Source organism: Pedobacter sp. Leaf132, from assembly GCF_920984695.1.
Taxonomy (GTDB): Bacteria; Bacteroidota; Bacteroidia; order Sphingobacteriales; family Sphingobacteriaceae; genus Pedobacter.
The window spans coordinates 283,871-297,184 of sequence record NZ_CAKLBO010000003.1 but is presented as its reverse complement, the minus strand read 5'-3'; the positions used below and the strand labels follow the sequence as shown (position 1 = coordinate 297,184).

General features: G+C 36.5%; 8 protein-coding genes and 1 pseudogene. All 9 read right to left on the bottom strand.

Annotated features, from left to right (window positions below; all coding sequences use genetic code 11):
* Positions 1-16: 16 nt before the first annotated feature.
* The 9 genes and pseudogenes from LUA86_RS08575 to kdpB all read right to left on the bottom strand — a co-directional run bounded on the left by LUA86_RS08575 (position 17) and on the right by kdpB (position 13,314).
* Positions 17-307 carry a hypothetical protein gene (locus tag LUA86_RS08575; protein ID WP_231460200.1) on the bottom strand — a complete coding sequence of 97 codons (291 nt, stop codon included), beginning with the start codon at positions 305-307 and terminating at the stop codon, positions 17-19.
* A 219-nt stretch (positions 308-526) separates the two neighbouring features.
* A complete protein-coding gene (locus LUA86_RS08570) occupies positions 527-1,654 on the bottom strand; it encodes an efflux RND transporter periplasmic adaptor subunit (RefSeq protein WP_231460198.1) in 1,128 nt (375 codons plus the stop codon).
* 2 nt (positions 1,655-1,656) lie between these two features.
* Entirely contained in the window at positions 1,657-5,988 is a 4,332-nt protein-coding gene (locus tag LUA86_RS08565; protein WP_231460196.1) for a CusA/CzcA family heavy metal efflux RND transporter, read from the bottom strand.
* A gap of 149 nt (positions 5,989-6,137) precedes the next feature.
* A complete protein-coding gene (locus tag LUA86_RS08560; protein ID WP_231460195.1) occupies positions 6,138-6,536 on the bottom strand; it encodes a hypothetical protein in 399 nt (132 codons plus the stop codon).
* A gap of 76 nt (positions 6,537-6,612) precedes the next feature.
* Positions 6,613-8,361, bottom strand: a complete 1,749-nt coding sequence (locus LUA86_RS08555) for an ATP-binding protein (protein WP_231460194.1) — start codon at positions 8,359-8,361, stop codon at positions 6,613-6,615.
* A 24-nt stretch (positions 8,362-8,385) separates the two neighbouring features.
* Complete coding sequence (locus tag LUA86_RS08550; protein ID WP_231460322.1) at positions 8,386-9,516, bottom strand: sensor protein KdpD; 1,131 nt, start codon at positions 9,514-9,516, stop codon at positions 8,386-8,388.
* A gap of 21 nt (positions 9,517-9,537) precedes the next feature.
* Positions 9,538-10,565 (bottom strand): annotated as a pseudogene (locus LUA86_RS08545) (porin).
* Between the two features lie 142 nt (positions 10,566-10,707).
* Entirely contained in the window at positions 10,708-11,268 is a 561-nt protein-coding gene (kdpC, locus tag LUA86_RS08540; protein ID WP_231460193.1) for a potassium-transporting ATPase subunit KdpC, read from the bottom strand.
* Between the two features lie 18 nt (positions 11,269-11,286).
* Entirely contained in the window at positions 11,287-13,314 is a 2,028-nt protein-coding gene (kdpB, locus tag LUA86_RS08535; protein WP_231460191.1) for a potassium-transporting ATPase subunit KdpB, read from the bottom strand.

Below are 13,314 nucleotides of genomic sequence, written 5' to 3'. Positions count from 1 at the left end.
ATCTAATGGATAATAATTAGCAGAAATAGTTGGGAGGCGGTGTAGGAACTGTTTTTAATGGTTTTAAACCAATTTTTATTCTTAATGAGTAAATTTTTAGAGATAAGAAATTTGAAACTGAAATAGATTGATTAGAAAATGACAAAAACTCATGTAAAACAAGTTTTTTCTTATTTTTTTCAAATGTTTCTTCCTCTTTATCTTTATTCTCTTGTGTTGATTTCTCAATGGCAAGCGTATTAGCATTATCAGAGAAACATGAAATTGCAAAGGCGATAACTTTGAAGGCCAATATGCTTAAAAGCATAAAACCAAAAGCACTTTTAAAGAAATTGTTTCTTAACCTTTGCATCATTAGAGGTTGCAAATATAATGCTAAACCGGCTTATAAAGGAAATCAGAGGTGCTTTTGTTTTAAAAAACAGGTCATTTGATTATCAGAAAATCAAAATAACTATATTAAAGCTTTTCAGTAATATGCTCTGCCGAGATAAAACTGAAAGGCTTTTATAAAAATCAAGATAAATTATTCTTCATCGCTGGTATTTTTGAGCTTCATTAATAGGGAATAAGCTCCCTTTGTTACAATTTTCTTGCCGGTCAAATCACCATGAATCGATGTTTTTCCATCAAGTGTTTCGCCAGTATTAACGGCAAGCATTTTATATTTATCTTTTGTTAATTGCTCAAAAACGAAATCCTTATTCTCAAAACTAACAATAGCCTCTTCTGGCAGTAATTGCACTTTCTGATTTTTAAATTTCAATTCAGCATTCATATACATACCCGGTACAAGACTTCTATCGTATTTTTCGAAATGGCAATGCACTTCGCTGCTGCCGCCTTCAGCCACGTTATGCCCAATTAAAATAACCTCAGCTTCATATTTGCCTTCAGGTTTAACATTGTTAAAAGTTATTACTTTTTGCCCCATGCTAATTTTACTTAAGTCTTTTTCAAAAACAGTAAGGTTTAAATGAATATCGCTTGGATTTATTAATTCAAACAACACATCAGATGGTGTAACGTATTTACCAATGTTAACATTAACCTTGCTAACGTAACCATCTATAGGTGAATAGATATTTATTGCTTTAGAAATTTTACCGCTCTTTAAACTCGCCGGACTTACATTTATCAGCTTGAGTTTTTCTAACAAGGCTGTCTGTTCAACTTTAAAATTTTTGTATTCAATTTCAGCCGACTGCAATATTTTATCACTATTCGCTTTGTTTAAATTAAGCTCTTTTTGTCGCGATAGCTCTTTTTCGGCATAATACAGTTTATTGTTTACACTTAAATAATCTTGTTGCAATTGTATGTATTGCGGGTCTTCCATAATGGCTATAATTTGCCCTTTTGTTACGTGCATGCCAGGTAAAAGTTTAGTAGTTTTCAGGTATCCGCCTAAAGGCACACTAATCGAAATTAGGTTTTGAGGCGGTACATCTATTTTACCCTGTAATTTTAAAACTTCGCTGGTTTCGCCCCACTGTGGTTCTGCTAATTGCAAGCCTATATTAGCCGATTGTGCAGCAGTTAGGCTAACTTCATCTTCTTGAGCAAGCTCCTTAACTTCTGCTTTCTCCGTTTTACTATTACAGGCGTAAGTAGCGCAAATCGCTAACATCACTATATATTTTTGAAATCTCATTTTTATTGTCCTAACAAATAATTTAATTCAATAATTGTTGTATTTAACTGTTTAATTGCCTCAAAATATTGGCTTTTAATGCTAATTGTTTCGTTATTTAACAAGGTGTATTCTAAGTAATTAATCGCACCGTTTTTTAACTGACTGGCCAAAGTTTTATTAATATCTCGGGCTGTTGCCAAACCTTTAGTTTCTAATTCATCTACAATAATTAATTGCTGCTGATATTGCTGATAGGTAGCCTTTAACTGGGTAGATAATTGCCGGGTTTTTAAGTTTGTTTCTGCCCGGGCAAACTCTTCGTAAACCTTCGCCGATTTTACACGATTGCGTTGAGCACCGCCGAGTAATGGAATGTTTAAACCAACCTGCATTGATTGGAAGCGATTGTCTGTTCCGTATTTTATACCATCCTGCAATGTTGTAGAGTTATAACCCAAATTTATTTCAGGCAAAAGTTTTGATTGCTCCACTCTTGTACCCGCATTGGCAGTCTGCTCTTCCTGTAAACGAATTTTAATTTCAGGATGATTTTTCAATGCCAATGTATCTACAAATTGCAAGTTAGATTTCAGTTTATCCGCCTTTGGCGAAAAAATAAGATTGCTGTTTAACAAAAATGAAAATTGCTGTTGCAATAAATTTTCTTCTACCCCAAGCTGCATAAGTTTTGTCGAAATTTGCATCAATTGATTATCAGCATTAGCTTTCTCCAACAGGTTACTCTCGCCCGTTTTTAAACGCAAATTTGCCAGCTCCTGCAGTTTTTTATAATTACTATCTGCCTGTTTGTAGGTTTTTTTAACCTCTTTCAGCACTAATAAATCGTAAAATATCCGGGTACATAATCGGGTTAATTCAGCTTTATTTAAATCTTGCTGTAAAACCGTAGTCTTCCACTCTGCCAAAAGCTTATCTTTTTGCCGGGCATAAACCGAAGGCAAATTAAAGCCCTGAACAACACTAATTTTATTATCCGTAAAATCGCTATTGTACTTGCCATATTCTCCATTAATGCTTAAAGGAGCAATAGTTGTAGCGGTTTTTGTAAGCGCCTGGCTGTGTGTTGTCCGCAGCTGAGCGCTTTTTAAACTTAAATTATTTCGGTACAAACTATCTAAAGCTTGTGGTAGTGTAATGGATTGTTGGGCATTAGCCGATACAGAAAAAATGCAAATTATGATAACAGAAGAAACCTGAATAACTTTTTTATTTAACTTAATACCTTTTTCAAAAGCTACATAAAGTATTGGCAACACAAATAAGGTTAAGAAAGTAGCAATGATTAAGCCGCCAATAACAACGGTGGCTAATGGCCTTTGAACGGCTGCCCCGGCCCCATTACTAAGTGCCATGGGCAAAAAACCTAATGATGCTACAAAAGCAGTCATTAATACTGGTCTTAAACGTGTTTTTGTTCCCTTCAAAACAACTTTTTTCATATCGGTTTCTCCTGTTTTTTTTATGTTGTTAAATTCTGCTACCAGTACAATTCCGTTGAGCACGGCAATACCAAATAGTGCAATAAAACCTACACCGGCACTTATACTAAAAGGCAAACCTCTCAATGCCAGTAAGAAAATTCCGCCAATGGCTGATAATGGTATAGCGGTGTAAATTAACAGTCCGTATTTTATAGAACCAAATGCAAAATAAAGTAACAGGAAGATTAAAATGAGTGAAACCGGTACAGCTATCGATAAACGAGATTTGGCCTCGTTTAAGTTTTGGAACGAGCCGCCATAACTCATTATATAACCAGTTGGCAATTTAATTTTGGCCTTTACTTTTTCCTGCAATTCGTTTACAATGCTTTCTACATCTCTTCCTTTCACATTAAAACCAACCAATATGCGGCGTTTCGTATCTTCCCGTTGTATTTGGCTTGGGCTGTTAACCAAAGAAACATTGGCTAACTGACTCAATGGAATCTGATTACCCCGAGGTGTAGGAATAAGCAGGCGCTGAACATCTGATATGCTTCTCCTTTGATCGTTTTGAAGTTTTACAACCAAATCGAAACGTTTCTCGCCTTCAAAAACCAAACCCGTACTTTGGCCTGCAAAAGCAGTGTTTACATTTCTGTTAATGTCAGAAATATTTAAACCGTATTGAGCAATAACATCACGATTGTATTGGATAACGATTTGTGGTGTTCCGGAAATTTGTTCAACATAAATATCAGAAGTACCCTCAATATTTCTGAGCAGATTGCCTATTTGTTTTGAATAATGTGCAAGCGTATCAAAATCTTCTCCATAAATTTTACAAACCACATCTTGCCTTGCACCTGTCATCAATTCATTAAACCTCATTTGCACCGGAAACTGAAAACTGGTGGTAACGCCCGGAATTTCGCTCGCGGCTTCACTCATTTTCTCTGTTAAATCCTTAAAATTATCTGCCGAGGTCCATTCTTTCTTCGGTTTCAGGTTTATAATCATGTCACCCATATCCATCGGTAATGGCTCTGTAGGCACTTCACTACTTCCTATCTTGGTTACAATATTTTTTACCTCCGGAAAACGAGATTTTAAAATCCCAGCTACTTTCTGAATGTTTTCTATTGATGTACTTAAACTACTACCCGATAAAACCCTTGTTTCTACAGCGTAATCACCTTCCTCAATTGATGGGATAAATTCGCCACCTAAATTAGTCAGTATGAAAATTGAAATGGTAAAAAGTACAACCACTACTGCAATAACTGTTTTAGGAAAAGCTAAAATTTTATTCAGCCAGATGCTGTACTTATTTTCTATTTTCTCCATTCCTTTATCAGCAATGTTTGCTTTGGTTTTAATTTTCTTACTCAAAAGCAAACTGCTTATCATGGGTATGTAGGTTAAAGATAAAATGAAAGCACCTAATAGTGCAAAAGCTACAGTTTGCGCCATTGGTTTAAACATTTTACCTTCAATGCCCTGCAAGCTAAATATTGGGAGATAAACGATAAGGATAATAATTTGTCCGAAAACGGCACTATTCATCATTTTTGATGATGCGCTTTTCACTTCAGCATCCATTTCATTTTGTTTTAAATTGGATACGCCTGCAAACTTTTTACTATGCGCAAGCTGATGCATAACGGCCTCTACTATAATTACAGCACCATCTACAATTAAGCCAAAATCAAGCGCACCTAAACTCATCAGGTTTCCACTTACGCCAAAAATATTCATCATAATTATGGCAAAAAGCATTGATAGCGGAATTACAGAAGCAACAATTAAACCTGCCCTTAAGTTGCCCAGGAAAACAACCAAAACAAAAATCACAATCAATGCGCCTTCTAAAAGATTGGTTTCTACGGTACTAATGGCATTATTTACCATACTGGTTCGGTCTAAGAAAGGTACTATCTCCACCCCTTCGGGCAAACTTTGGCTGATTTGTTTAATCTTTTCTTTGATGTCTTTAACCACCACATTACTGTTGGCACCTTTAAGCATCATTACGATTGCCCCAGAAACTTCGCCTTCGTTATTAAAAGTTAAAGCACCGTACCTGGTTGCAAAACCAATTTCTACGTTTGCAACATCACGAATTAATAAAGGCGTTCCTTCGGGATTATTTTTTACAACTATACTTTCTATGTCAGCCTTGTTTCCAATTAATCCTTCTGTTTTGATGTATTGAACTGTTGATTGTTTTTCGATATAGGCGCCACCTGTATTTTGGTTATTACTTTCTAAAGCATTAAAAACATCAGTAATGGTAACTTTATGTGCCAAAAGTTTGTTCGGATTTACGGTAACCTGGTATTGCTTAAGCTTGCCGCCAAAACTGCTAACCTCTGCAACGCCTTTTACGCCCAAAAGCTGGCGCCTTACAATCCAATCCTGAATGGTACGCAGTTCGGTAATATCGTATCGATGCTCATAACCTTTTTTAGGTTTTACAGCATACTGATAAATTTCTCCTAAACCGGTAGAAATTGGTCCCATTTCGGGTTTACCAATGCCCTGAGGAATTTGTTCCTGAACTACAAGAAGCCTTTCTGCAACTTGTTGGCGAGCCCAATACACATCAACATCATCATTAAAAACAAGCGTAACTAATGATAAACCAAAACGGCTGTAACTTCTAATTTCCTTAATGCCTGCAATGTTACTATTGGCCTGCTCAACCGGAAAAGTTACTAATCGTTCGATATCTGTTGCGCCATAAGATGGAGCAGTAGTAATAATTTGTACCTGGTTATTAGTGATGTCTGGTACGGCATCAATTGGCAATTTTGTTAATTCAAAACCTCCGTATATAATAAGGCTGATGGTAAAAAGCCCAATAATGAGTTTATTCCTGATGGAAAACTCAATAATTTTATTTAACATGAAAAACTAGGATCTAATCGTTTCTAAAAATGCGTGGTTTGTTGGTTGGATCTAGATAATTAAAATTGATTTTTATCTCTGATTATTATATAGTTAATAACAAAATATGAAATAAAAACATTAAAACCTAAACGACCAAAAAGCTAAAATTAAGAAAGGATTGAAGACTTTGGCGGTTGCCAAATTTTTCCGGCATAGGCCGAATATAAGAGGATATCGTTATTTAAAATAACTTTAAGCTGTGGAATAACCTGATAAACTTTTTTAAAAGTTATGCCAGAAGATGTTGGCAAAGCCGGACTTAAAAAATTAGCCGTGCAGAAATTATGGTTTTTGAAAGGGAGTTGATTATCTCTTTCTTCATCATTATCTGTATGTGGTATATTGCTGTAATGGTGTTCCAAATAGCCTAAAAATGTAACATTGCTATCCAAACCCTTATGCTCAAAAAAATGCTGAAACAATACCGGAACTTTCGCTATTTCTTGCAACTCTGTTGTAGAAAACAAGTAAAAACCAAGGAGCAATATGTGTAGGAATTTCTTCAAGGCTATAAAATTAAACAAATGCCAGTCAAAAGCAAAAAATCCTGGCAAATGTTAGCAGATATGTATTTTTTAAGCTTTATGCTTTTGGCAAAGAAAAATAGAAAGTGCTTCCTTCACCTATAGCACTTTCTAACCAGATTTTGCCTTTTTCTGCTTCTATAAAGTCTTTTGAAATGGCTAAACCTAAGCCCGAGCCTGATTTATTCTGCCCATCCGTTGGTACTTGAAAATAACGATCGAAAAGTCTTTTCTGGTAGCGTTCATCAATCCCTTTACCAAAATCTTTTACAGAAAATCTGATTTCATCATTAATTAAGAAAACATCTAGTTTGATGGTTGATTTTTCTGCACTGTAGCGGAGGGCATTTGACAGAAAATTAACTAATACCCAGACCGTTTTTTGCATATCGACCAAAACTTGAGGTAAAGTTTCTATACAATTGATTTCTAATAGAATGTTTTTTTGATTGGCTTGAAAACGTACAGCATCAATCGCATAATTTACAATATCAATCGGCTTTGTTGAAGCAAAATTCAACTTTAGGTTTCCGGTTTCTACCTGAGATAAATCCAATAGTTCGCTGGTGATTTTTAAAAGCCTTTCAGAATCTTCTCCAATATGTTCTATTAAGGCTTTCTGCTCATCATTCATATCGCCAACGCGGTTATCTTTCAATAATTTTAAACTCATTTTTATAGAGGATAATGGCGTTTTAAGCTCATGAGAAACCGTGGCAATAAAATTAGTTTTAGCTTCATCTAACTCCTTAAATTGCGTAATGTTTTTCAAAACGTACACACTACCGGCCGATTTGGTGGATTCAAGAAGGGTATCGTCATTATTAAATTCTAAATTTGGGATAATAATTTCACGACTTTCCAGTTGGAAATATGATTCACGCTCATCAGCATAAATTTTTAAAGGCTTATTATCTTGCTGAGGATTGACGATTCTTTTAAGCAATTCATTTTTTTTCTCCAAGGAGGAAACATTTTGTCCGATTGTTTGGGTTGCATCGAGATTCATAATTTTTGAAGCCAGGGTATTTAAAAACAATACCTCTCCTTTCTCATTCAGGCCTATAATCGCATCTTGCATTTGCGCAATAATGGCTTCTATACGTAATTTCTCGCTTTTTAACTTTGAAAGGTTGCTATTTTCCCAGTCGTTAAGTTTGCTTGCCATTGCATTAAATGACGATGCCAAAGCTGTAAATTCATCATTATTATCAAAATGAAGGCGTTGCTTGTAATTTTTGTTGGCAATTTCGCGAATGGCTTTGCTAAACTCGGCTAGTGGATTGGCTACGAAACCTGGAAAATTAACAATGAAAGTAAACAAAACCAAAAAACATACGGAGGCAGCGACAGCAATATAAATATTCGCTCTTCCTGAGGCTGCATTGGCTTGTTCATTTTTATTAAAAATAGCGGTCATGTTAAGTGCTTCAATGGTTTGCAACTGGGCACGTACATCTTTTAAATAACTTGATTTATTTAATACAGCGCCATTTTCAACTAGCTTCCTGTAGCTTTCGCCTAATTGTTCTACAGCCTTTTTTTCTCCTTTTTCAGTTATATTTTTTTCTTCTTTTGATAAACTGGATTCGAAAGTTTTTTGCGCTTCTTTTGATAATGGGAATTCATTTGCATCGAGCACATTGCGCATTTGGGTAACGTATTTTAAACTCTCGTAGTTATCCTTCAAAATGAGTTTAGATTTATCAGATAATTCATTCAGAAAAAAAAGGGCTGTTAAACCGAAAGATAGAACGATAAAAAAGAGGAAGCCGAAGCCAAGGCGGAGTTTCGTTTTGATTTTCATGTTGGCTGTTATATTAGTGCTAAATTAGGAAAGGATAACCAAATCGATATCCTTCTTTGCAAGGTTTTTTAAAAGTCCGTTAAATACTGCTGTGCGCAATATTACCTGGAAAATATTTAAATGCGGCTTCCCGATACAAATGGTTGTTACGTCTTTCTCTGCAGCTATATCCATAATGGTTTGGGTAACCTGGTTACTTTTTATTTTGATTACTTCTGCCCCAAGCTCAGTTGCTAATTTAAAGTGATTAATTAAGTGGCGTTGTTTATCCAGTTTTATCCGTTCTAAACTTTCGTTATCACTTTGTACGTAAAGCACAATCCATGGCGAGCGGTAATAAGAAGCCAATCTCGCCGTTTTCCGTATCACAACACCGGCAGTTTCGGCATTTGATGAAATACAGGCCAAAAAGCGTTCTGGCCTTAATTTAACCGATTTTGGTATTTCAGTAAGTATCTTACGCTCAACCTGATGCACCACTTCTTTTAAAGCTAATTCTCGCAGTTGCAAAATCCTATCAGCCTGAAAGAAATTTTTAAGTGCGCTTTCTATTTTACTTTTATCGTAAATTTTACCTTCTTTAAGGCGATTTACAAGTTCATCAGCAGTTAAATCAATATTTACAATTTCATCGGCTAACTCTAATATTTTATCAGGAATACGCTCTGTTATGCTAATGCCGGTAATTCTTTCTACTTCTTCGTTAATGCTTTCTAAATGCTGAATGTTAACCGCCGAAATTACACTTATTCCGGCTTCCAGTAAATCGAAAACATCCTGCCATCGCTTTGCGTTTTTGCTTCCCTCAATATTTGTATGCGCCAGTTCGTCAACAATTACAATTTCTGGATGACGATTTACAATAGCTTTCAGATCCATTTCTTCCATCTCTTTACCGCGATAAAATATTTTGCGCCGCTCGATAATTGGAAGTTCATTCAAAAGTGCATGGGTTTCTACACGGTTATGCGTTTCCACATAACCGATGCAAACATCAATTCCATTACGAAGTAAAGCCTGAGCTTCTTGCAGCATACGATAGGTTTTACCCACACCGGCACTCATGCCAATGTAGATTTTAAGCTTTCCCCTTCTGGATTTTTTAACCAGATTTAGGAAATACTTAACCGAATCGTCTTTTTGCTGCTCTTCCATCATTAACCGATAATATTCTTTTTAAAATGAAACTGCAATACTTGCCGTTAAACTTGCATTAGCGTTTACAGCCGCTACATCACGCATAAAAATTTTATCCTTGCTATCGTAAACCTTGCCTTCTAATCTTAACACAGCATTGCTGATTGGAGCATAATCGACATTTAATGAATAACCTTTGGTTTTAAAACCATTTGGTGAACCTGTGGCAATCAACATTCCGTTTTTATCATCATAATATTCAAATCTTCCGGCGGCAGCCCATTTTGTGCAAACTTATATTGTACAATGGCTACCGGAGAAATCACTTCGTTATGTTCGTTGCTATCTTTTTGTTTCTGTTGCGTTCCATAATCAAAGCCAACCGTTAAACCTAACTGCTCTGTTAGCTGAAAAACTCCATATAAATTATGATAAAACCTATTTACCAATACAGAATCGGCACCTTCGGTTCCTAAATAGTTGCTATAGTTTAGGGTAATTTTTGAACTCGGTTTCCAGGTTAATTGTAAACCACATGCAGGTTTATTGTTACCATTTATTCTGGTTATCCTTTGCCATCCATTTAAATACAGCGCTGTAGCTGTAAATTTGCCATCTTCGGTACCATAAGTTATTTTGGCACCTGACTCATAATAGGGGGTGTTTTCTGATGAAATATTTCTGGTAAGCACCCAGCAATCTTTAGAAATGGCACTCTCAAAGCCAATATGCGAGGAAAAAATACCAGCATCAATCCATAAATTAGAGGTTTTAGAGAGTTTTACACCCGCATTCGCTTCAAAAATATTTTTGAGTACACCAGGTTCCGCAGACAGGTTAGCATTAGCATAAGTACCCGCCATTACGGCAAGATTTGCCCTGATGTTTCCACTATCGTAAGCTGCTTTAATGAACCCTAAATTCAGGTTTACTTCATTTGCACGGTTATGTGAATAGATAAATCCCGGACGATTATGGTCGGCAGGTTTGTTAAAATCATATCCGTAGTAAGTTTCAAGATAACCTGAGACTTTTATTTTTGGCGTTTCCTGAGCATGTACGTACATGCTTGCTGATAATGTGGCGGCAAATATTAAAATTTTTTTCATGTTTTTATTTTTTTGGGCCTTGCCCGATATATTTTATTAAAGGTAGTTGTGCGGCCGAACCTATACCGATTTTTCGGTTAGGCTTGCAGTGCCTTGAATATTATAGTTTATCTAATGCCAGATTTAGTTTCAGTACATCAACTGATGATGGTCCGAATAGTCCCATTAATGGTTTTTGCGTATTCATGGCAACTAATTCTTTTACTTTTTCAACGCTTATTTTTCTTACGCTTGCCACCCTGGCTACCTGAATTGCAGCACCTTGTTCAGATATATTTGGATCTAAACCACTTCCTGAAGCGGTAACCATATCTGCAGGAATTTGAGATTTTTTAATTGAAGGATTGTATTTTAAAAGTGTATCGATGCGTGATTGAACTTCTTTTAAGTAATCTGGATTAGAAGGACCTTTGTTGGAACCACCTGAACCTGCAGCGTTGTAGCCATTAGCTGATGGCCTGCCCCAAAAATATTCAGGCTTGTTAAACGACTGACCTAATAAAGCGTAACCGACAGTTTTACCGTTCCTGATAATTTTTTCTCCTCCGCCGTTTCCTTTTGAAAACTTAGCTACAAATGCCACACTAATTGGATAAACAACGCATAACAGAACGATTAATATAGCAGTTAAGCGAATGGATTGAATGATGTATTTTTTCATGATATTTTTCTTTAAAGCCTATACAAAAAGGCCAACTAATAAATCAATTATTTTAATGCCGATAAATGGTACAACCACACCTCCTATTCCGTAAATAAATAGGTTTCTACGTAAAAGAGCTGTTGCGCCAATCGGCTTGTAAGCAACACCTTTTAAAGCAAGTGGAATCAGGATTGGGATAATAATTGCGTTAAAAATCACCGCAGAAAGGATGGCTGATTCTGGCGTATGCAAGCCCATAATGTTTAAGCTTTGAAGCGCCGGAATAGATGCGATAAATAAAGCAGGAACGATTGCAAAATACTTGGCAACATCATTAGCGATAGAAAAAGTTGTTAAGGTTCCTCGGGTAATTAAAAGTTGCTTTCCAATTTCTACAATCTCTATCAGTTTTGTTGGGTCGTTATCCAAATCGACCATGTTACCAGCTTCTTTGGCCGCCTGTGTTCCGCTGTTCATGGCTACACCAACATCTGCCTGCGCTAGTGCAGGTGCGTCATTTGTACCATCTCCCATCATGGCAACCAACTTACCCAAAGCCTGCTCATCTTTAATGTAATTCATTTTATCTTCAGGTTTGGCTTCGGCAATAAAATCATCAACACCGGCTTTTTCGGCAATATATTTGGCGGTTAAAGGATTATCACCCGTAACCATTACCGTTTTTACACCCATTTTTCTAAGGCGTTCAAATCGCTCGCTTATGCCAGGTTTTATAATATCCTGAAGTTCTATCACCCCTAATGCCTGCTCGTTCTCACACACCACTAAAGGCGTTCCGCCATTTGTAGCAATGTTTTTAACATGGTTTTCAATATCCGAAGGAAAAATATGACCGGCTTTTTCGACAATGTTGCGTATAGAATCGAAAGCACCTTTTCTAATTCTTCTGCCGTCAACAGTATCCAAACCGCTGGAACGGGTTTCTGCAGTGAACTTGATAAATGTTGAATTGGCTGGGGTACCAGAAGATTTGTAACCTTGTTCGGCTGCAAGTTCGATAATGGATTTTCCTTCTGGTGTTTCATCCGCTAATGAACTTAATATGCAGGCATTTGTAAAATCTTTAATCACAACGCCAGCCGTAGGATAGAAATTAGTTGCTTTACGATTTCCAATAGTTATCGTTCCGGTTTTATCCAAAAGTAAAACATCAATATCACCCGCAGTTTCTACTGCCTTACCAGATTTTGTAATTACGTTTGCCCTCAAAGCTCTATCCATTCCGGCAATTCCAATGGCTGATAACAAGCCCCCGATTGTTGTTGGAATAAGGCAAACAAATAATGAAATCAGAGCAGCAATTGTAATTGGTGTGTTGGCGTAATCTGCAAATGGTTTCAGCGTAACGCAAACAATAATAAACACCAAAGTAAAACTTGCAAGTAAAATGGTTAATGCAATTTCATTCGGTGTTTTCTGGCGGGAAGCACCTTCAACTAAAGCAATCATTTTATCTAAAAAACTTTCGCCCGGAGCGGTGCTCACTTGTACTTTTATTTCTTCAGAAAGTACTTTAGTGCCACCTGTTACAGAAGATTTATCACCACCAGATTCTCGGATAACCGGAGCAGATTCTCCTGTAATTGCAGATTCATCGATGGTAGCAATGCCTTCAATAATTTCACCATCTGTAGGGATAATGTCACCAGGTTCGCATAAAAATACATCGCCTTTTTGCAGTTGATTAGAAGATCTAATTTCAACAGTACCGTTCTGCAATAAAACTTTAGCAGGTGTTTCCGACCTCGTTTTACGTAAACTATCTGCCTGTGCTTTACCTCTGGCTTCGGCAATTGCCTCTGCAAAGTTTGCAAACAAAACCGTTAGCAAGAGGATAAGAAAAATTACAAAGTTATAAACTGCAGAGCCCTGACCCGGATTACTAATGGAGTAAATAGTGACATAAGCCATTACCAAGGTTCCAATTTCTACCGTAAACATTACCGGATTGCGAACCATTACCCGAGGGTCTAATTTTATAAAAGATTGTTTTATTGCGGTCTGCACCAAGGCAGAATCGAATAATTTAGTGTTAGATTCCAT